The organism is Streptomyces sp. NPDC026062 (assembly GCF_055568375.1).
Window position 1 is genome coordinate 28611 of record NZ_JBVHOQ010000005.1, and the last position, 22326, is coordinate 50936.

Annotated in this window: 2 protein-coding genes; both read right to left on the reverse strand. The window is 72.9% G+C overall.

Annotation, left to right across the window (positions count from 1 at the left end; translation table 11 throughout):
• Window positions 1–83: 83 nt before the first annotated feature.
• Window positions 84–7676: a non-ribosomal peptide synthetase gene (locus tag ACZ4LX_RS05965; RefSeq protein ID WP_467639209.1), complete on the reverse strand. Its 7593-nt coding sequence runs from the start codon at window positions 7674–7676 to the stop codon at window positions 84–86.
• On the reverse strand, window positions 7673–22246 hold the full coding sequence (locus ACZ4LX_RS05970) for an amino acid adenylation domain-containing protein (protein ID WP_467639206.1): 14574 nt from the start codon (window positions 22244–22246) through the stop codon (window positions 7673–7675). Before ACZ4LX_RS05970 ends, ACZ4LX_RS05965 begins: the two co-directional genes overlap by 4 nt.
• Window positions 22247–22326 lie beyond the last annotated feature (80 nt).

Sequence of the window (22326 nt, forward strand, 5' to 3'; positions counted from 1 at the left end):
ACGCGGCGAAGGCGCCCCGCAGTCGCGTACTGCGGGGCGCCTTCGCGGCGGAGCCGGGAACCGATGAGACGGAGTTCCGCAGGTCAGGACAGCGTGGCCGGCACCGCCGGAGCAGGCAGGAATCCTGAATCCTGGAAGTACGTCAGATAGCGGATCAGGATCTCGTCGGTCAACCGTGGCCGGCCGACGCCCAGAGCCGCTGCGGCGGCGGCCGTCCGCCGGGAGTCGAAGCGACGCCGGTCCGTCGCCTCGTGCCGGGTCTGTCTCTCGTCGCCGAGGAACAGCTGCGCCGCGTTGTCGGGCTGTGCAGCCACACGGGCCCGCCACTGAGCCGCGGGAACGGTGGTCAGCTCGTGTCCGAGGCGGGCGGCCGCTTCGAAGACCCGGTCCAGGCCCGGCGCGTCCGGGTTGGTGAGGTGGTAGGTCCGGTCGTCGGTGGGGCCGGATACGGAGAGGGCCACGACGGCGGCACTGACGTAGTCGACCGGGACCCAGTCGGTCGACCCGTACGGAAGGTCCGGGACCGCGCCCGCCTGGAGGCAGCCCTTGATGAGCTGCCAGAGGAGGTCACGGTCCTGACAGGCGCCGGTGGCCGTGTGGCCGCTGATACGGCCGGGCCGGTGGATGGTCACCGGCAGTCCGCGTTCACGGGCCAGGCCGACGATGCCTTCGGCGACCCACTTGCTTTGTGCGTACCCGTCCGGCAGGGCGGAGAAGGGACCCGTCGGGGTCGACTCCGTGATCGTGACGGTGCGGGGGCCAGGGGACGGGGCGTACACGCCGGTGGTCGAGATGTAGTGCATCCCGGGTGAGGCCGAATCGGCGAGCAGACGCAGCAGTTCCTCGGTGCCGGACACGTTGGAAGCACGCAGATCACCGTACGGGGCTGCGAAGTTCACCTGCGCACCGTTGTGCAGGACCGGGCCCAGGCGGCGGACCAGGGCAGTGCGGTCCGAGGGGGAGAGCCCGAGGCCCGGGGCGGCGAGATCGCCCGGGACGGGGTGGATAAGGTCCGCGTACCGGGGGCGCCACAGGCCGTAGCGCTCCAGATTGGTCCGCAGCCGGTGTGCCGCGCGGCGGTCGTCCTCCGCCCGTACGAGGCAGTCGACGGGGCCGCCGGTCGTCTCGATGAGGTCACGCAGGAGGAAGGCACCGAGGAAGCCGGAGGCACCGGTCAGAAGAGGGCGGGCGGAAGGCCGCAGGGGTCTGCGTGCCGCGGCCTCGGCCGCACGCCCCGTCCTGGAGATGTCCGGTGCCAGCCGGACCTCGGCGGCGAGGTCCGGGGTGGTCTCCTCCTGGTGCCCCTCCCCTGTTTCGCCTGCCAGCAAGCGGTCGACGCCCTCGACGGTGGGTGCCGCGAACAAGGCACGCAGGGAGGGGCGCCGGCCGAACCGTTCCCCGATCCGCCGGGCCAGCGTCACGGCCAGCAGCGAGTGTCCGCCCAGGGTGAAGAAGTCGTCCGTGACTCCCACCTCGGGCACACCGAGCGTTTCCGCGAAGACCTCGCACAGGGCACGTTCCCGCGCGGTGCCCGGCGCGCGGCCTCCCGGTGCCGTGTGGTGGGGCGCGGGCAGAGCGCGCCGGTCCGTCTTGCCGTTGGGGGTGACGGGCAGGGCCCCGAGAGCGACATGGGCGGCGGGGACCATGTGGTCGGGCAGGGTCGCGGCCAGGTGTGCGCGCACCTCGGCCTCGTCCGGCCCCGGCGCACCGTCCGCGGGCACGGTGTACACGACCAGGCGCCGGTCGCCGGGGCGGTCCTCCCGGACGGCGGCGCAGGCGGCGGCCACCCCTGGCAGCGCGGTGAGCGCAGCTTCGATCTCACCGAGTTCGATGCGGAACCCACGGAGTTTGACCTGGTCGTCGACTCGGGACACGTAGACGAGTTCCCCGTCCGTCGTCCAGCGCACCAGGTCGCCGGTGCGGTACATGCGGCCCCCCGTGCGGTCGAACGGATCGGCCAGGAAACGGGAGGCGGTCAGAGCGGGCCGTCCGTGGTAGCCCCGGGCCACCCCTTCCCCGGACACGTACAGCTCACCGGCCACGCCGGGCGGCACGGGTTCCAGACGGTCGTCCAGGACATGCACGCGGGTGCCGTCGACGGGGGTGCCGACGGACACCGTGCGGTCGGGGGCGAGCGGGCCGTCCGCGTGCTGGAAGGCACTCATGGTGGCGCAGACAGTGGTCTCCGTCGGGCCGTACGCGTTCACGAGGAACCGGTCGCGCGCCCAGGCACGTGCCAGGGCCGGCGGACAGGCCTCGCCCGCGAGAACCAGCGTGGTTCCGGCGGGAATCGAGCCGGGCGGCATCACCGCGAGTGCGGCGGGCGGCAGGGTGAGGTGGGTGATGCCCCGCTCGCGGACCAGGGCGGCGAGGGTGGGGCCGGGGAGCAGCGCGTCGCGTTCGCCGATCTCCAGGCAGGCCCCGGAGAGCAGCCCCATGCACAGCTCCCAGAACGCGGCGTCGAAGCTGACGGACGCCATGTGCAGCACGCGGCTGTCCGGGGTGACGCGAAGCCGCTCGCTCTGGGTCCTGGCCATGGCGCCGACGCCCCGGTGGGTGACCACGACACCCTTCGGGCGGCCGGTGGAACCCGACGTGTAGATGACGTACGCCGGGTGTGCGGGGTCCGGGGGCGGAGCGGGCGTGGTGCGGGCGGCGGAGTGTGCGCCCGCCGGAGCGCTGTTCGCGGTTTCGCCGGCGTGCGGACGCGGTGCGTCGGTGTAGAGGTGCGGTACGGGGGACTCGGGGAGGCGGCCGTGGACGGCGGGGGTGGTGAGCAGCAGTCGCGGCTGGGCGTCTTCGAGCATGTAGGAGAGGCGCTGGGCCGGGTAGTCGGGGTCCAGGGGCACATAGGCCGCCCCTGCCCGCAGGACGGCGAGCAGGGCCACGACGAGCTGGTGCGTGCGGGGCAGGGCGACGGCCACCCGGTCCTCGGGGCCGATGCCCCGAGCAGTGAGGTGACCGGCGAGGGCGCTCGCGCGGGCGTCGAGTTCGCCGTAGGTGAGGGTGGTGTCGCCGTCGCGGACCGCGGGGGCCCGGGGGGTGCGCCGTACCCACTGCCCGAAGAGTTCGGGGAACGTCTGCCCGGGCAGCTCCTCGACGGGGCCGGTCCCCCAGGCTGCGAGGCGGTCGCGCTCGGCGGCAGTGAGCACGTCGTAAGTGTGCAGCGGACGGTCCGGGTCCGCTCCGACGGCCCCGAGAAGCCGAACGAGCCGGTCGGCGAGGGCGTGGACGGTTGCCGCGTCGAAGAGTTCCGTCGCGTAGTCGACGGTGGCCCGCATTCCGCTGAGGGTGCCGTCGTCGTCGTGTGTCTCGGTGAAGGTGAACGACAGGTCGAACTTACTGACACGGGCGTCGGCCGGCACCTCGCTGACCGTGAGGCCGGGCAGGTCGAGGGGCGCGGCGGCGGTGTGGTTCTGGAGAACGAGCATGGTCTGGAAGAGCGGGTGGTGGCTCTGGGAGCGTGCGGGGTTGAGCAGTTCCACCAGGCGCTCGAAGGGAACGTCCTGGTGCGCGTAGGCGGACAGGTCGGACTCCTTCACGCGGGAGAGGAGTTCGCGGAACGTGGGGTCGCCCGTCAGGTCCGTGCGCAGCACGAGCGTGTTCACGAAGAAGCCCACGAGGTCCGCGGCCGCCTCGTCGGTGCGCCCGGCGACGGCCGTGCCGAGCGGGATGTCGTCTCCGGCGCCGTGCCGGGAGAGCACGGTCGACAGGGCGGCCTGGAGCACCATGAAGAGGCTGCATCCGCCGGCACGGGCGAGGTGCGCGAGCTGTCGTGAGGTGGCGCGGTCGACGGCGAAGGCGTGCGTGGCTCCCGTGTGCCGGGGTACGGCCGGGCGCGACCGGTCCCACGGCAGTTCGACGAGTTCCGGTAGTCCGCGCAACGCCTCTTCCCAGTAGGTTAGTTGACGCGAGATGACGCTTTCGGGGTCGTGCTCGTCACCGAGCAGCCCGCGCTGCCAGAGCGTGTGGTCGGCGTAGTCGACCGGCGGTGCGGTCAGCATGGGGTCCGCCGCGCGGACCCTGGCCCGGTAGGCGGCGCGCAGGTCACGTGCGAGGGGAGCCAGGGACGATCCGTCGGCGGCGATGTGGTGGATCACGAGCACCAGGACGTGGGCGTCGTCGGCCAGCCGCAGCAGGGTCGCCCTGAGCGGGAGACTGTGCTCGATGTCGATCGGCTCGGCCATGGCTGCTCTGATCCGGTCGGCGGCCTTGTCCTCGTCGACGGCCTCCCGCGCGAACGGGAGGCACGCGTCGTCCGGGTCGGTGATGCGCTGGTGCGGCCCGTGGTCGTGCTCGGGAAAGACGGTGCGCAGGGTCGCGTGCCGGCGGACCACATCGCCCAGGGCCCGGTGCAGGGCATCTGTGTCGAGCGGGCCGTCGATGCGTACGGCGAAGGGAATGTTGTACGTGGCGGAGGGGCCTTCGAGCCGGTGGAGAAACCACAGGCGCTGCTGGGCGTACGACAACGGAAGGGTGGCGGGGCGCCGCTGCGGGACGAGGGCGGGGCGGGCGGGGCGGCTCCCGCTCTCCAGGGCGGAGGCGAGCGCCGCGACCGTGGGGTTCTCGAAGAGGGTGCGGATCTCGGTCTCGGTGTCCAGGGCGGTGCGCACGCGGCCCACCAGCCGGGTGGCGAGCAGGGAATGGCCGCCCAGGGCGAAGAAGCTGTCGTCGACGCCGACGCGTGGCACGCCGAGCACATCGGCGAACAGGCCGGCGAGGATCTCCTCAAGGGCGCTGCGCGGGGTCCGTCCTGCCGTGCTGGGCGGGGTGGTGGGTGCGGGCAGGGCGGCCCGGTCGAGCTTGCCGTTGGGGGTCAGGGGCAGCGCGTCGACCGGCTGGATGACGGCCGGGACCATGTAGGCGGGCAGATGGAGTGCGACATGCGCGGCGAGCGGCCCGGCTTCCGGGGTGTGTCCGGGTGCGGGGACGACGTAGGCGGTGAGGGTCCGGTCTCCGGGCAGATCCTCGCGGACCAGGACACAGGCGGTGCTGACGGACGGATCGGCACGGAGCACCGTCTCGATCTCGGCGGGTTCGATGCGGTGGCCGCGCAGTTTGATCTGCTGGTCCGCACGGGCGACGTAGCGCAGGGAGCCGTCGGCGTCCCGGCGCACCAGGTCGCCGGTGCGGTACATGCGGGCGCCGGTCCCGGCGAACGGGTCAGCGACGAACCGGGAGGCGGTGAGGCCGGGCCGCCCCAGGTAGCCGCGGGCGACCCCGGCGCCCGCGACGTACAGCTCTCCCTCGGCCCCCGGCGGCACCGGCCGCATCGACGCGTCCAGGACATGGGCGCGCATGCCGTCCAGCGGCCGGCCGATCGGGGCCGCGCGGCCGGGAACGTCGTCGGGGCGCACCCGGTGGGCGGTGGCGAAGGTGGTGGTCTCGGTGGGTCCGTAGACGTGGAGGAGGACGGTGTCCGGATGGGCGGAGGCGACGCGCTGCAGGACGCCGGGCGCGGCGGCCTCGCCTCCGGTGGCGACCAGACGCAGCAGGCCGAGGGCGTCCGTGTCGGTTTCGGCCAGTACGTTGAACAGGGCGGTCGTCAGGAACGCCGCTGTGAGGCCGTGCCGGGCGGCGAGGTCCCGGAGTACGGCGGGCTGGAGCGTGCCCTCGGGCGCCACGACGACGCGGCCGCCGTTGAGGAGGGGGGCCCAGATCTCGAAGGTGGAGGCGTCGAAGACGTACGCCGAGTGCATCAGGACGGCGTCCGCCGCGCCGTCGTCCCAGTTCCGGTCGGCCGCGAGGGCTGTCACGTCGGCGTGGGTGACGCCCACGCCCTTGGGCAGCCCGGTGGAGCCGGAGGTGAACATCGTGTACGCGAGACGGGAGCCGCCGGTGACGGCCGGGAGAGCTCCGGGAGTGTCCGGGCCTCCGTGCCGGACACGGCCTGCGGTGTCGACGGTGAGCACGGTGATGGCCGGGTCCAGTTGACGTACCCAGGGGTGTGCTCGGGTGCTCGCGTCGACGATCAGAAGGCGCAGGGCGGCCACCACGGCCACACGGTTGAGCCGTTCGACGGGCCAGCGCGGGTCGAGCGGCACATAGACGGCGCCTGCGCGCAGGACGCCCAGCGACGAGGTGACCGTGGCGGTCGAGCGGGCCACGAGGATGCCGACGCCGTCCTCGGGGCCGGTGCCGAGCCCGGTCAGGGCACCGGCCAGCCCGTTCGAGAGATCATGGAGCTGCCGGTAGGTCAGTTGCTCGCCCGCGCCGGACACGGCCACGTTGTCCGGGTGCCGGGCGGCCTGCTCGGCCACGGCGTCCGGGATGGTCCGCTCCCCTGGTGCGCGGCGCAGAGCGGCTCCGGCCGCCTGCGCGATCAGGGTTTCGCGTTCTCCGTCCGGCAGGAGGGGGACGGTGTCGGCCCGGTGGTCGAGGCCCTGCGCCATCACCGTCAGCAGGCGCCGCATCCTGGTGACGGTGCGGGCCACCTCGTCGCGGTCGAGGACGGCAGCCCGGTATCCGAAGGTGATCCGCAGAGTGTCACCCGGCGCGATGGTGAGGGTGAGGGGGTAGTGGGCCGCGTCCGTGCCGCTGAATTCTGTGACGGTCAGGCCGGGCAGTCCCTGTCGCGCCGTGCGCAGGGCCTCGTCGTCCATCGGGTAGTTCTCGAACACGGTCAGGGTGTCGAAGAGTTCGTCCAGGCCGGTGACGCCCTGTATCTCGGTCAGGCCCAGGTACTGGCTGCCGAGGAGGCGGCCCTGTTCCTCCTGAAGCCGGGTCAGGAGTGCCGCCAGGGATTCGCCGGGGCTGGTGCGCAGCCGTACCGGCACGGTGTTGATGAACAGGCCGACCATCGACTCGATGCCGGGGATCTCCGGCGGGCGGCCGGACACGGTGGCGCCGAACACGATGTCGGGGCGCCCGGTGAGGTGTCCGAGCACCAGGCCCCAGGCGCCCTGGACCAGGGTGTTGAGGGTGAGCCGGTGGGCGCGGGCCGTCTCGCGGAGCCGGTGAGTCGTGGCGGCGTCGAGGTCGAGGACGAGCGTCTCGGGCAGTTCGGCGGAGGCGGGCGCACCCGCGCCGCCGGGCCCGGCGAGCAGGGTGGGGGCCTCGATGCCGTCGAGGGCGGCCGACCAGGCCTCCAGGGCGGCGGTGCGGTCCTGCTGCGCCAGCCAGTGGAGGTAGGTGCGGTAGGGGGTGACGCGCGGCAGGGCGCTGTCGTCGCCCTGCGACGCGTACAGCGCGAACAGTTCCCGTACGAGGAGAGGCATCGACCAGCCGTCGAACAGGATGTGATGGCTCGTCATGACGAGGCGGTGGCGCCCGGGAGCTGTGCGCAGCAGGGTGAACCGCATCAGTGGCGGCGTGGTGAGGTCGAAGCGCCGGGTGCGGTCGGCGGCGAGGAAGGCGGTGAGGCGTTCCTCCGTCGTGCCGGTGTCCTGTGCGCTGGACAGGTCCAGTTCCTCCAGCGGTACGGGAACCTCGGCGGCGACGGCCTGTACGGTCTCGTCCAGATCCTCGTGGAGGAATCCGGCCCGCAGGTTGGCGTGCCGGCGCAGCAGGCCGGCGATGGCGGCGCGCAGTGCGGGAACGCTCACGGCGCCTTCGAGGCCGAAGACGAACTGCGCGGTGTAGACGTCGACGGCATCGGAGTCGTACAGGGCGTGGAAGTGCATGCCGGCCTGGAGCGGCGTCAGCGGCAGTACGTCCTCGAGTCGGAATCCGTTCACTTGCGGCCACCCCACTTGTTCTGCAGTCGGTCGATCTGGGCCTGGTTGAGCGAGACCAGGGGAAGGTCGGACGGCGTGTAGCCGCCCGCGTCGGGTCGTTGTGCGTGTTCGGTGATGGCCCGCAGCGCGGCTCCGAACGCCTCGGACAGGGAGCCCACGTCCTCCTCCTTGAGGAGGTCGCCGGGCCAGGTCCAGCGGGTCACCAGGCGCGGGCCTTCGGGCAGGTCCTCGGTGTGCGCGTTGATGTCGATGACGTGGTGCACGGGCATGTCCGGGTCCTGGCTGCGCGGACCGCCGCCATCGAGCAGAACGTCCCAGTCGGCGCCTCCGGTGGCGCCGGCCGGTTCCTGCGCAGCGGCGTACCTGCCCAGGTAGTTGAAACCGATCTGGGGTGGAGCGGCGGCGGCCAGCAGGGGGCGTGTCTCCTGGTTGAGATGGCGCAGCATTCCGTAGCCGACCCCGTGGTCGGGCACGGACCGAAGCTGTTCCTTGACGCGCTTGACGGCGCGTTCGACCAGAGCGGAGTCGAAGCGCCCGGGGTTGCGGGCGTCGACGGGCCCGGGATCGAGGCGGACCGGGTAGAGACTGGTGAACCAGCCGACGGTACGGGAGAGGTCGAGATGTTCGGCGATCTGCTCCCGGCCGTGGCCCTCCAGGTCGAGGAGGAGGGCGGAGCTGTCCGGCCGGGGCCCGCCGAAGCGGGTGGCCCGCTCCACCCGCCAGGAGCGGACGGCGAGGGCGAGACCGGTGAGCAGAATGTCGTCCACTCCGGCGTGGAAGGCGCCGGGGGCGGTGGTGAGCAGGGACTTCGCCCAGGTGGCGGGCAGGTGCGTGACCAGGGTGCGTGTCCCGTCGGCGGTGTCCAGGTGGGGGTCGAGAGGCCGGTAGCCAAGCTGTGGGTCCGGTGTGCTCAGCACCCTTTGCCATAGCGGGAGTTCGGCCTTCCGGGCGGCGCTCCGCGCCTGGGAACTGAGGAGGTGGGCCCAGGCCCGGTAGGGCGTGGTGGCCGTGGCCGGGGCTGAGGGCGTGCCCCTGTCCTCGGTGCCCGCGACCGTCTGCCATACGCGGGCCAGGTCGGCTGCGAGGATGCGCCAGGAGACCGCGTCGACGGCGAGGTGGTGCACGACGAGCAGCAGACGCCCGCGGGCGTGCGGTCCGGCATCGCCCCATACGGCCTCGACAACGTCCCCCTGGGCGGGCCGCAGGAGCTTGCGGGCCTGTTCGCCCGCCTCGGTGACCGCGGCACGGGCGGCTTCCGTGCCGAGGCCGGTGATGTCGACCCGGGTGAAGTGGCGGCGGGCGTCCACAGCGCCGGGTGGCAGGGCTTCGAGGACGGGGTCGCCTCCGGCCGGGCGGCTGACACGCAGCCGGAGCGTGTCGTGGCGGTCGATGAGCAGTTGGAGTGCGGCGGTGAGTGTGTCGCCGTCGGCGCCCTGGGGTGTGCGCAGCACCCCGGACTGGTTGTACCCGTCCGTGCCGCCGGTCCGCTCCAGGAGCCAGGCGGCGATGGGCGTCGGGGGCATCTCGCCGGTGCCGTCTTCGGCCGGTCCGGCGGTGTCCTGGCCGAGTGTGGTGGCGATGGCCGCGATGGCCTCGGGGGTGCGGTGGACGAACACGTCGCGAGGGGTGATCCCGAGGCCCGCGTCGCGGACGCGGCTGACGAGCTGGATGGAGAGGATGCTGTCGCCGCCGAGCGCGAAGAAGTCGTCGTCCGTACGGACGGCCCGGCTGCGCAGGACGGAGGCGAACACGTCGCACAGCACGTGTTCCCGTGCGGTGCGCGGCTGCCCGCCCGCACGGGCGGGGGCAGGGCGCTCCGGGGCGGGCAGGGCCCTGCGGTCGGTCTTGCCGTTGGGCAGGAGCGGCAGCGCGTCGAGGGTGACGAAGACGGCCGGCACCATGTAGTGCGGCAGGGCCGATGTCAGCCGGGTGCGCAGCTCGCCGGCGGCCGGCTGCGCTGCGCCGCCGCGCCTGTCGGGAACGGTGTAGGCGACCAGACGCCGTTCGCCCGGCCGGTCCTCGCGGACAGCCGCGCAGGCTGCGGTGATGCCGTCGAGCGCGGTGAGCGCCGCCTCGATCTCGCCGAGTTCGATACGGAAGCCGTGCAGCTTGACCTGGTCGTCCGCGCGGGAGACATAGGTGAGCAGGCCGTCTCCGTCCCGTCGGACGAGGTCGCCCGTGCGGTACATGCGGCTCCCGGCGGGGCCGTACGGGTCGGCGACGAACCGCGCGGCGGTCAGGCCGGGGCGTCCCAGGTAGCCGCGGGCGAGGCCGTCGCCCGCGATGTGGAGTTCACCGGTGACCCCCGGCGGCACCGGCCGGAGCGCGGCGTCCAGGACGTAGGCGCGGGTGTTGTCGACGGGGCGGCCGAGCGGCACGCCGCCCTCCGCGAAGGTGTCCGTCTCCCGGTGGGAGTGGAGGTGGGCGGTGGCGTCGATCGTCGTCTCGGTGGGGCCGTACAGGTTGTGCACCTCGGCCCCCCAGGCCTGCCCCGCACGGTCGGCCAGGGACCGGGGCAGGGGTTCACCGCCGCACAGGACGGCCCGCAGGGTCGTGGGTGCCTCTTCGGTGAGGGTCTCGGTGAGGACGAGGGAGAGGTGCGAGGGCACGAACTGCGCGAGGGTCGCGCCGGTTTCACGCATGCGGGTCAGGAGCCCGGCCGGGTCGTGGTTGAGCTCGGGCGGCACGGGGCAGGTGGAGCCGCCGTGCAACAGCGGCAGCCAGGTCTCCCAGACCGAGGCGTCGAAGCTCGGCGAGGTACGTGCCAGAACCCGGTCGTCGTCGCTGAGACCGAGGTGCCCGGCCAGCCACGCCATGTGGTTGACCAGGGACGCGTGGGTGACGACGACACCTTTGGGGCTGCCGGTGGAACCCGAGGTGTAGATGACGTACGCGGCGTCGAGCGGGTCCGGAGCGGCCTCGGACGGTGCCGGGCGCCCGGTGGACCATGCGGCCCGGTCGTCGAGTGCGAGGCAGGGTACGGACGGGATGTACCGCTCGGCATGGGCGGCGTTGTGGGTGAGCAGCAGCGCCGGGCGGGCGTCGTCGATCATGTAGGTGATCCGGGCCTCGGGGTATCCGAGGTCGACCGGCAGACAGGCGGCTCCCGCCTTGGCCACCGCCAGCATCGCGACGGCCTGGTCGGCGGTGCCTTCCAGAGCGAGGGCGACGAGGTCACCGCTGCCGATGCCCCGGTCGTACAGGTGGTGCGCCAAGTCATCGGAGAGTGCGTCGAGTTCGCTGAAGGTGAGCAGGCGCGAGCCGTCGCGTACGGCGATCGCCCCGGGGGTTCTGGCGGACTGCGCGTGGAATGCCTCGGCCGCTGTGCGTGCCGCGAGGGGCCGGAGGGGGCCGTGCGAGGCCCGCTCCAGGCTCTCCCGCTCCGCCGCGTCCAGGACTTCGGCCGAGTGGACACGCCGGCCGGGGTCGGCGGCGAGCGAGGCGAGCAGCCGGGTGAGGCGCGCGGCCAGGGCGTGCGCGGTGGGGTGGGTGAACAGTTCGGTGGAGAACTCCAGGACTCCGCCGAGTCCGGCGGGCCGGCCCGCGCCGTCGTGTGTCTCGGTGAAGGTGAAGGTCAGGTCGAACTTGCTGATCCCGGTGTGCACGGGCTGCGGCGTCACCGTGAGACCGCGGAGGCCGATGGTGGTGTCCGCCTGGTTCTGGAGGACGAGCATGGTCTGGAACAGCGGGTGATGGTTCCGCGCCCGTTCCGGGCCGAGGGCATCCACCAGCCGCTCGAACGGCACGTCCTGGTGGGCGTAGGCGGCAAGGTCGAACTCCCGGACGCGATCGAGCACTTCGTCGAAGGTGGGGTCACCGGACAGATCGGTGCGCAGGACAAGGGTGTTGACGAAGAAGCCGACCAGGTCGTCGAGGGCTTCGTCGGTGCGTCCGGCGACGGCCGTGCCGAGCGGAATGTCCTCACCGGCGCCGTGCCGGGACAGGAGCACGGACAGGGCCGCCTGAAGCACCATGAAGAGGCTGCATCCGCGGGCCCGGCCGAGATCCGCGAGTGCCCGGTGGGTGTCCGCGTCGACGGGGAAGGCGAAGGCGTCGCCGCGGTATGCGCTGACGGCAGGGCGCGGCCGGTCGTACGGCAGGGCGAGCGCGTCGGGGGCACCGGCGAGTGCGGCGCGCCAGAAGTCCAGTTGCCGGGTCGCCTGGCTGGTGGGGTCGTTCTCGTCGCCGAGCAGTGCGCGCTGCCACAGGGTGTAGTCGGCGTACTGGACGCCGAGTTCCGTCCAGGAGGGTTTCCCGCCCTCGGCGCGTGCCCGGTAGGCGTCGCCGAGGTCGCGGGCGAGCGGGGCGAGGGACCAGCCGTCGCCCGCGATGTGGTGGACGAGCAGCACGAGCACATGGCTCTGGGCGCCGAGGCGCAGCAGCCGGGCCCGTACCGGCAGTTCGGTACTGACGTCGAAGGTGTGCGCCACCTCGGCGGTCAGGACCTCGTCGAGGCGGCCGGGGTCGGTGTCGCGGGGCGTCAGGCGGAGGTCGGCGCCCCCGGCGTCGAGGATCAGCTGACGGGCCACTCCGTCGGTCTCGGGGAAGACGGTGCGCAGGCTCTCGTGGCGTTCGACGACGTCCGTGAGGGCGCTCCGCAGGGCCTCCGCGTCGAGCGGGCCGTCCAGGCGGAGCACCATCGGCACGTTGTACGTGGCGCTGGGCCCTTCGAGACGGTTGAGGAACCACAGGCGCTGCTGGGCGTAGGACAGCGGCAGCGGGTCGGGCCGCCGCGGGGCCCGCTCCAGCGGGGCCCTGGCTTCCTCGGCGCCGTGCAGGACGGCGGCGAGGGCGGCGGGGGTGGAGTGCTCGAAGACGGCACGGACCGGGAGCTCCACGGCGAGCGCGGTACGGATGCGCGCGGCAAGCCGGGTGGCGAGCAGTGAATGGCCGCCCAGAGCGAAGAAGTCGTCGTCCGCGCCCGTGGTGTCGAGGCCGAGCACATCGGCGAAGAGTGCGCAGAGGGTCTCCTCGTGCGCGGTGCGGGCGGCACGCCCCCGGGCCGGCGCACGGTACTCGGGCACCGGCAGAGCGCGCTGGTCCACCTTGCCGTTCAGGGTGAGCGGCAGCGCGTCGGTCAGGACGAACGCGGCGGGCACCATATAGGCGGGCAGGGAGCGGCCGACCGCTTCCGCGAGATCGGCGGATCCGGGACGTGCGCCGGCGGCGGGCACCACGTACGCCACGAGCCGCCGGTCACCGGGGGTGTCCTCGCGCACGACGGCGAACGAGTCCGCGACCCCATCGCAGCAGGCCAGCACCCCCTCGATCTCGCCGAGTTCGATACGGAAGCCGCGCAGTTTCACCTGGTTGTCCGCGCGGGCGACGTAGGCGATCTGCCCGTCACGGGTCCACCGGACGAGGTCTCCGGTGCGGTACATGCGCCCGCCCTCCCCGTCGAACGGGTCGGCCACGAAGCGTGCGGCCGTCAGGCCGGGAAGCCCGGTGTATCCGCGCGCCACGCCTCGGCCGGCGAGATACAGCTCGCCCACCACGCCCGGAGGTACCGGGCCCAGGGAACCGTCGAGGACGTAGCAGCGCATGCCGTCGAGGGCCCGTCCAATGGGCGGCTGCCCCGGCGGCAGGTCGGCCGCCACGTCGTAGCGGGTGGCGAAGGTGGTGGTCTCGGTGGGGCCGTACACATGGAGGACACGCACCCCCGGTGCCGCGCCCGCCACGCGCTGCATCGCGTCCGGGGAGGCCGTTTCGCCCCCGGCGCAGACGAGCCGGAGGCCGGCGAAGGCGCCCGGACCTGTCTCGGCGATCACGTTGAACAGGGCCGTCGTCAGGAAGACGGCTGTCACGCCGTGTTCACGGACGGCAGCGCCGAGAGCACTGGCCTCCAGGACGCCCTCCGGTGCGACCACGACCCTGCCGCCTCGCAGCAGCGGGGCCCAGATCTCGAACGTGGAGGCGTCGAAGACGTAGGCCGAGTGCATCAGTACCGCGTCGGCGGCGCCGCCCTGCCAGGCCGCGTCGGCCGTCAGCGCGACCACATCGGCGTGTGTGACCCCGACCCCCTTGGGCAGACCGGTCGAGCCGGAGGTGAACATCACGTAGGCGAGGGTTTCGGGGCCCGGCACGGCAGCGGGACGGCCCGGCCGGCTCGGCGCGCCCCGCAGGATCCGGCCGAGCCGGTCCACGACGACAACCGGTACCCGCCGGGCCATGGCGGTCACCCAGGGGGAGGCGAAGGCCTCCTCGTCGACGACGAGTACGCGCACGGCCGCCACCCCGGCGACCTGTTCGAGCCGTTCCTCGGGCCAGCGGGTGTCCAACGGGACGTAGGTTCCGGCCGCGCGGACCGCGCCGAGCGATACCGACACCACGGAGGGTGACCGGGTGAGCAGCACGCCGATCGCCGACTCCGGAGCGATGCCGAGGCCCGCCAGTGCGTGGGCGAGGTCCGCGGAGGTCCGGTCGAGTCCGGCGTAGGTGAGAGTCGTGCCGTCGCCGGTGACGGCCGTCGCGTCCGGAGTGCGGTGTGCCTGAGCGGCGAAGAGGGCGGGCAGGGTGGCACCGGCGGCGGGCAGGGCGGCACCGGTTCCCCACCGGGTGACACGGGCGAGCTCGCTCCGCGTCATGAGGCCGTAGCTCGCGACGGGCAGCTCGGGCTCGGTGGTCACCTGCTCCAGCAGCCGGATCAGCCGGTCCGCGAGCGCGGCGACGGTGGAGCGGTCGAAGAGGGCGGTGGCGTACTCGATTCCGGCGGTGAGGCCTGCCTGGCCCCGCTCCTCGTCGAAGGCGAAGGTGAGGTCGAACTTGCTCAGCCCGTTGTGGACGAGCCGGTCCTCGACTGTGAGGCCGGGCAGGTCGGGGCGGGCGGTCTCCTGGTTCTGGAGGACCAACATGGTCTGGAACAGCGGGTGGTGGTTGCGTGCCCGGACGGGATTGACGCTCTCGACGAGGCGCTCGAAGGGAACGTCCTGGTGCGCGTAGGCAGCCAGGTCGAACTCCCTTACACGCTGGAGCAGTTCGAGGAAGGTCGGGTTGCCGGACAGGTCCGTGCGCAGGACGAGTGTGTTGACGAAGAAGCCGACCAGGTCGTCGAGGGCTTCGTCCGTGCGGCCGGCGACGGGCGAGCCCAGCGGGATGTCGTCGCCCGCGCCGTGGCGGTGCAGCAGCGTCGCCACCGCCGCCTGGAGCACCATGAACAGACTGCTTCCGGACTCACGTGCCAGGCGGAGGAGCTGTGCGTACAAAGGCGGTGGTACGTCGAAGGCGTGGACGGCTCCCCTCGGGTCGGTGACGGCGGGACGCGGCCGGTCGAGTGGCAGATCGATCAGACCGGGCAGGCCCGCGAGGGCGGTGTGCCAGTGGTCCAGCTGCCGGCGCAGGGCGCTCTGCGGTGCGGTGCCGTCGCCCAGGGCCGCATGCTGCCAGAGGGTGTAGTCGGCGTACTGGAGGCGGGTGCCGGCTGCGGGTTCGGGCTCCCGGCCCGTGAGGCGGGCCGCGTAGGCCTCGCCGAGGTGACGGGCGAGCGGGGCGAGGGACCAGCCGTCTCCCGCGATGTGGTGCAGGACGAGGACCAGGACATGGCGGCCGGGCGCGGAGCGCAGCAGCAGAGCTCGCAGCGGCGGATCGGTGAGGACGTCGAACGGTTCGCCCACGGCGGCCAGCACAGCCGCCTCCAGGCGTGCGGGCGCCGTGCTCACGACAGGCAGGTGAGGTGTCGCCGCGTCGGCCGGGAGCACCATTTGACGTGGTACGCCGTCGTGTTCGGGGAACAGGGTGCGCAGGGTCTCGTGCCGCTCCACGACGTCGCGCAGAGCGGCACGCAGCGCGTCGGTGTCCAGGGCGCCGTCGAGTTCGAGGACGAGCGGGATGTTGTAGGCGGAGCTGGGGCCTTCGAGCCGGTTCAGGAACCACAGGCGTTGCTGGGCGAAGGAGAGCGGCAGCGGGTCGGGCCGCTGCGCGACGGGCACCACCGGCGGGTGGGCGGCCCGGCCCCGCAGGTCGATGGCGCGGGCGAGGCCCGCGACGGTCGGGTGCTCGAAGAGGGTGCGGACGGCGATCTCGGCGCCGAGTACGGTCCGGACTCGGCTCACGACGCGCATGGCCAGGAGCGAGTGTCCGCCGAGGTCGAAGAAGCTCTCGTCCGGGTGCACGAGGGGCCGTTCCAGGATGTCGGCGAAGATGTTGGCGAGAAGGCTCTCCTGGAGGGTGCGCGGCCCGGCTCCGTCCACGGGACCGGATTCCGCCGAGGGCTCCGGCAGGGCCCGCCGGTCCACCTTGCCGTTGGGCAGGAGCGGTAGGCCGTCCAGGATGACGACGGCGCCGGGGACCGCGTAGTGGGGCAGGCTCTCGGCGAGGGCGTCGCGCAGGGTGGCGGAGCGCAGGGCCGGGTCGTCGATGACGGCGTAGGCGACGAGCCGGTGCCCGTCGGTCGTGTCCGTACGGATCGCGGCGCAGGCGGCCGTGACACCGGGGCGTGCCAGGAGTGCGGCCTCGACCTCGCCGAGCTCGATCCGGAATCCACGGAGTTTGACCTGGTCGTCGGCGCGCGCCACGTAGTCGAGAAGTCCCTGGCTGTTCCACCGCACGAGGTCCCCCGTGCGGTACATCCGGGCGCCCGTGCCGTCGAACGGGTCGGCGACGAACCGCGCGGCGGTCAGGCCCGGTCGGTCCAGGTATCCGCGGGCGAGATTGGGGCCCGACAGATACAGCTCGCCGGTGACACCGGGGGGTGCGGGACGCAGCCGGCTGTCGAGTACATAGGCGCGCATGGTGTCGACGGGGCTGCCGATCGGGACGGTCTCGTACGGCGGGCCGTCCTCCCGCCCGCTGTTCTCCCGGCCGGCCACGCGGTGGGCGGTCGCGTCGATGGTCGCCTCGGTCGGCCCGTAGAGGTTGTGCACCTCGGCACGCCAGAGCCGGACGACGTCGTCGGCGAGGGTGCAGGGCAGTGGCTCGCCGCCGCACAGCACGGCGCGCAGACCGGGCAGCGGAGCGGCGAGTGCCGCCTCGGTGAGAACGAGGGTCAGATGGGACGGCACGAACTGGGCGACGGTGACACCGAACCGGCTCATCCAGGAGACCAGGGTGCGGGGGTCCGTGTTGGTGCCGTCCGGCAGCACGCAGACCTCGGAGCCGTTCATCAGCGGCAGCCACAGCTCCCACGCGGAGGCGTCGAAGCTGGTGGAGGTTCGCGCGAGGACCCGGTCGTCCGGAGTGACCGCCAGGTGCCGCGCCATCCAGGCCATGTGGTTGGCCAGGGCTGAGTGCGGCACGACCACGCCCTTGGGACGGCCGGTGGAGCCCGAGGTGTAGATGACGTACGCGGGGTCCGCCGGACCCGGCGGGTCCGGGAGGGGCCCGGTGGGGCGCGTGGCCGGTGCCTCCCCGTCGATGTCGAGCCGCGGAATGCCGGATGGGGGCAGGCCCGCGTGGACGTCCCTGGTGGTAAGCAGCAGGACGGGACGGGAGTCGTCGAGCATGTGGCGGATACGTGCGGGCGGATACTGCGGGTCGACGGGCAGATAGGCGGCGCCTGCGCGCAGCACGGCCAGCATGGCGACGACGGTGTCCACGGACGGCGGTGCGGCGATGGCCACCCTCGTCTCGCGGCCGGCGCCGCGCTCCCGCAGGACGTGGGCGAGGGCGTCGGCGCGGGCGTCGAGCTCGGCGTAGGTGAGGAGTGTGTGCGCGTCGCGCACGGCGACGGCACGGGGGGTGCGCACGGCCTGTTCCCGGACCGCTTCGGGAGCGGTCAGGCTGGGCAGCGGCTGCTTCGCGCCGCGCCCCTGGGCCAGGAGACGGTCCCGCTCCCCCGGGGTCAGTGGGTCCAGATCGCTGATGGCCAGGCCGGGTTCGGTCACGGCGAGGGTGAGTACGCGGGCGAACCGGGCGCACAGGGCGCGGGCGGTGGCGGCGTCGAAGAGGTCGGTGGCGTATTCCAGGTAGCCGCCGATGCCTCCGACGCCGGGCCGGGTGTCCGCGGCAGCGCTCCCCGCCGGGTCGCCGGGCCCGGGAACCCCGGTGAGCCTCCCGGCCGGCCTCTCTGCGGTTTCGGTGACTTCACTGACGTCAGCAATCTCGGAGAGCTCAGGGTTCTCCGGGGTCTCGGCGTTCGCGGCGGTCCCGGTGAGCTCGGTGAGCTCGGTGAGCTCGGTGAGCGAGAACGTCAGGTCGAACTTGCTGCCGCCGCGGTGCCGGGACCTGTCGCGCACGGTGACGCCCGGCAGATCGAGGGCCGCCTGCTCCTGGTTCTGAAGAACCAGCATGGTCTGGAACAGGGGGTGGTGGTCGCCGGACCGCTCGGGGTTGAGGGCTTCCACGATCCGCTCGAAAGGTACGTCGCTGTGGCCGAGGGCTGCGATGTCGAATTCCTTGACCCGGTCGAGGAGCTCGCGGAACGCCGGGTCCCCCGACAGGTCGGCGCGCAGCACGACCGTGTTGACGAAGAACCCGACCAGATCGTCGAGGGCTTCCTCGGTGCGCCCGGCCACCGCGGTCCCCAGCGGGATGTCGGTGCCCGCGCCGTGCGCCTGCAACGTCACGGCGAGAGCCGCCTGGAGCACCATGAAGGGGGTGCAGCCGGCAGCACGGGCCAGCCGGAGGAGTGCGGCGTGCGCGGGGGCGGGCAGCTCGAAGGGCACAGCGGCCCCCCGATGGCTGGGCACGGCCGGCCGTGGCCGGTCGAGAGGCAGGTCCAGCAGGTCCGGGGCGCCCCGCAACGCGCCCTTCCAGAAGGAGAGCTGGGAGGCGGCCAGGCTGTCCGGGTCGCGGTCGTCGCCGAGCAGCCTGCGCTGCCAGAGGGCGTAGTCGGCGTACTGCACGCGCAGCGGGGCCCAGTCGGGCGCGCCCGTGCGCTCGCTCCTCGCCCGGTAGGCGGTGCCCAGGTCGCGGCTGAGCGGGGCGAGGGACCAGCCGTCGGCGACGACATGGTGGAGAACGAGCACCAGGACGTGACGGGCGGGGCCCAGACCGAGCAGATGGGCGCGGACGGCGACGCCGGCCGTGAGGTCGAACGGCCTGCTGGTCAGGCGGCGCAGCATCTCGTCGGCCCAGGCGTCGGCGGTCTCCTCGGCAGGGCGGTGCTCGACGACGAGAGGGATGAGCGTCGCGGCGGCGTCCGCGTCGAGGACTTCCTGACGGGCGATGCCGTCGTGTTCGGCGAAGACGGTGCGCAGGCTGTCGTGGCGCACGACCACGTCGGCGAGAGCAGCGCCCAGCGCGTCCGTGTCCAGAGGACCGTCGAGTTCGAGAACGAGCGGGACGTTGTAGGTGTCACCCGGGTCCTCCGCCCGGTTGATGAACCAGAGGCGCTGTTGCGCGAAGGACAGAGGGACCGCGTCGGGCCGCGGCTGGGGAGCGAGCGCGGGGCGGGCCGCCGCGGTGGAGTCCAGGGCCGCGGCCAGGGAGGCGACCGTGGGGTGGTCGAAGAGCGTGCTCAGCCCGAGTTCGGTGCCCAGGGCGGTCCGTACGCGGCCCGCGAGGCGGGTGGCGAGAAGCGAGTGGCCGCCCAGGGAGAAGAAGTTGTCGTCGGTTCCGACCTCGGTCACACCCAGGACGTCGGCGAACAGACCGGCCAGGACTTCCTCGTAGGGGGTACGCGGTGCGCGGCCCGTGGTGGCGACGGCGCGCGGGGCGGGCAGGGCGGGGCGGTCGATCTTGCCGTTGACGTTGAGGGGCAGCGCGTCCAGGGTGACGAACGCGGAGGGGACCATGTACGCGGGCAGGACGTGCCCGACGCGGCGGGCCAGGGCGACACCGTCCGGCCGGGCACCGGGGGCGGGCACGACATAGGCCACGAGTCTGCGGTCGCCGGGTATGTCCTCGCGGACGACGACGCAGGCGCCGTGCACATCCGGGTCGGCGAGCAGGACGCTCTCGGTCTCGGCGGGTTCGATGCGGAAGCCGCGGAGTTTGATCTGCCCGTCCGCGCGGCCGACGTACTCGATGTCGCCGCTCGCGTTCCAGCGCACGAGGTCCCCGGTCCGGTACATGCGGCCACCGTCCGCGCCGTACGGGTCGGCGACGAAGCGGGTGGCGGTCGGCGCGGGACTTCCCTGGTAGCCACGGGCGACTCCGTGCCCGCTCACGTACAGCTCCCCCACGACGCCCGGCGGCACCATGCCGAGGGAGTCGTCCAGCACGTACAGACTCATCCCGTCGAGGGCCCGGCCGATGGGCGGCACGCCCTCGGTGCCCGCGGCGACCGGGTGGCGGGCGGTGAAGGTCGTGGTCTCCGTGGGGCCGTACACATGCAGGACGAGTGTCGCGGGCGACGCGGCCGCCACCCGCTGCATCAGGTCCGGGCTCGCGGCCTCACCGCCCGCGGCGACCATGCGCAGCCCGGCGAATGCCGTCGGATCGGCCTCGGCCACCACATTGAACAGCGCCGTCGTCAGGAAGAGCGCGGTGACCCCATGCCGGTGCGTCATGTCGCGCAGCACCTCCGCGTCCACGGCGCCGCGGGGTGCGACAACCACACAGCCGCCGTTCAGCAACGGCACCCAGGTCTCGAAGGTGGAGGCGTCGAAGACGTACGCGGAATGCAGCAGCACCGCGTCGCACACGCCGTCCTTCCAGGTGCTGTCGGCCGCCAGCGCGAGAACATCGGCATGGGTGACGCCGACGCCCTTGGGCAGGCCGGTGGAGCCGGAGGTGAACATCACGTAGGCGAGCCGGTCCCCTCGGGCCGGGCACGGCAGTGGAGCCGGCCGTGCCGGCGCACCGCGTAAGACGCCGCCGAGAGCGTCGACGACGATCAGCGGCAGACGGGCGGCCGTCTCCCGCACCCAGGGCTGGTCCGCGGCGGCCTCGTCGACCACCAGGGCACGGACGTGAGCCGCCTCCGCAACGCGGTCGAGCCGTTCGGCCGGCCAGGCAGGGTCCATCGGCACGTACGCCGCTCCGGCGCCGACGGCTCCGAGCGTGGCTGACACCACGGCCGCCGAACGGCCCACGAGGACACCGACGCCGTCTTCGGCACCGACGCCCCAGCCCGCCAGCTCGCCGGCCAGAGCCCTGGCCGTCCGGGCGAGTTCCCAGTACGAGAGCGTGACGGTGCCGTCCACCACCGCCGGTGCGTCCGGTGTCCGGCGTGCCTGTGCGCCGAACGCCTCCGGCAGGCCGGTGGCCGCGCCTTCCGCCGACAGGGGGGTACCACGGCCCTGGGCTCGCAGGGCCGTGGCGGTGGTCTCGTCGAGGAACGGCAGGTCGCGCAGGAGAGTGTCGGTGTCCGCGTCGGCCAGAGCCGTCAGGAAGGAGACGACGGCCTGCTGGTGCAGCCGGACGTCCTCGGGACGGTACAGCTCCGGATTGGCGTCGAACCCGATCAACGGACCTTTGCCCTCAGCCCGTTCGGAGACGAACAGGGACAGGTCGTCGACCGGTCCGATGGACAGCACACGGCAGGCGCCGGGGCTTCCTGCGAAGTCGAGGTCGTAGTCGTAGCCCATGATGTTGACGACGACACCGGAGAGCCGGGCAGCGTCGTCGGCCATGTTCCGCTCACGGGCGAGCTGTTCACGGGAGAACCGGCGGTGGCTCAGGGCGCCGCGCATCTCGGTGGCGACTGCGCGGACGAGAGCGCCGACCGTCAGGTCGGCCGTGACGGTCAGGCGCAGCGGGAGGATGTTGGCGGTCATGCCGACGATGTGCCGGAGTCCGCCGTGGCGGCCGTTGGAGGCGAGGCCCACGGTGACGTCCCCCGTCCCGGTGACCCGGCCGACGTAGGCGGCGACCGCGCTGACGAGGACAGCACTCCAGGTGGTGCGGTTGGCGGAGGCGATCCGGCGCAGACTGTCGTAGACCTCGAAGGGCAGCGACTCACCGGTGTGCAGCCGGACGTCCGGCCCGTCGGGGACCGCCGGTGGCGGAGCACCGGTGCGGCGGCGGATGAGCGCCCGGCCGCCGTGCGTGTCCGCTCCGTCCCCGGCACCGGCCGGATCCATGGGCCGTTCGGCGGCCAGGTCCGCGAACCGGCCGGTCCAGTAGGCACGGTCGGCCTCGTACCGGTCCGAGCCTCGGTAGGCCTCCTCGTCGGCGACGAGGTCGCGCAGGGGGGCGGCGGGCAGCTCGGCCTCGGCAAGGTTCTCGCCTCGCAGCGCACGTCCGTAGAGGTCGGCCACGGTGCGGGCGAAGACCGCGCCGCCGAGGCCGTCGACGACTATGTGGTGGAAGCGCACGTACCAGTAGTGCAGTTGGGGTCCGAGACGCAGCAACGCGAAGTGGTGGTGCGGGGCGTCGAGGCTGTGGACGGCGGCCATGTCGTCGGCCAGGTAGCGCTCGGCCTCCCCCGCGGGATCCTCGGCGTCGGACAGGTCGATGACGTGGAGCCTGCTGGTCCCGGCCGGGGAGCGACGGACGACACGCTGCCGGACGGTCTCGTCCCTGACGACGAACTCCACGTTGAGGCTGTCGCACAGTGCCGCAGCCCGGTCCAGCGCCGCGGCGAACAAGCGCTCGTCGAGGCCGCCCCGAATCTCGAAGCACTCCCCGATGTTGTATTTCGGACTGTCCGGATCGACCAGTTGTCCATACCAGACACCCTGCTGAGCCGCGGTAATCCCGATGGTTTCTCCGGAAACCGTGCACGGGGAGAGGGAGCCTTTTTCGCGCATGCCGAGTCACACCTTTGGGGAGAGTTTTCTGGGGACGAAGAAGACAGGCCGAAGCCGGACATGCCGTTTTACGCACCGGT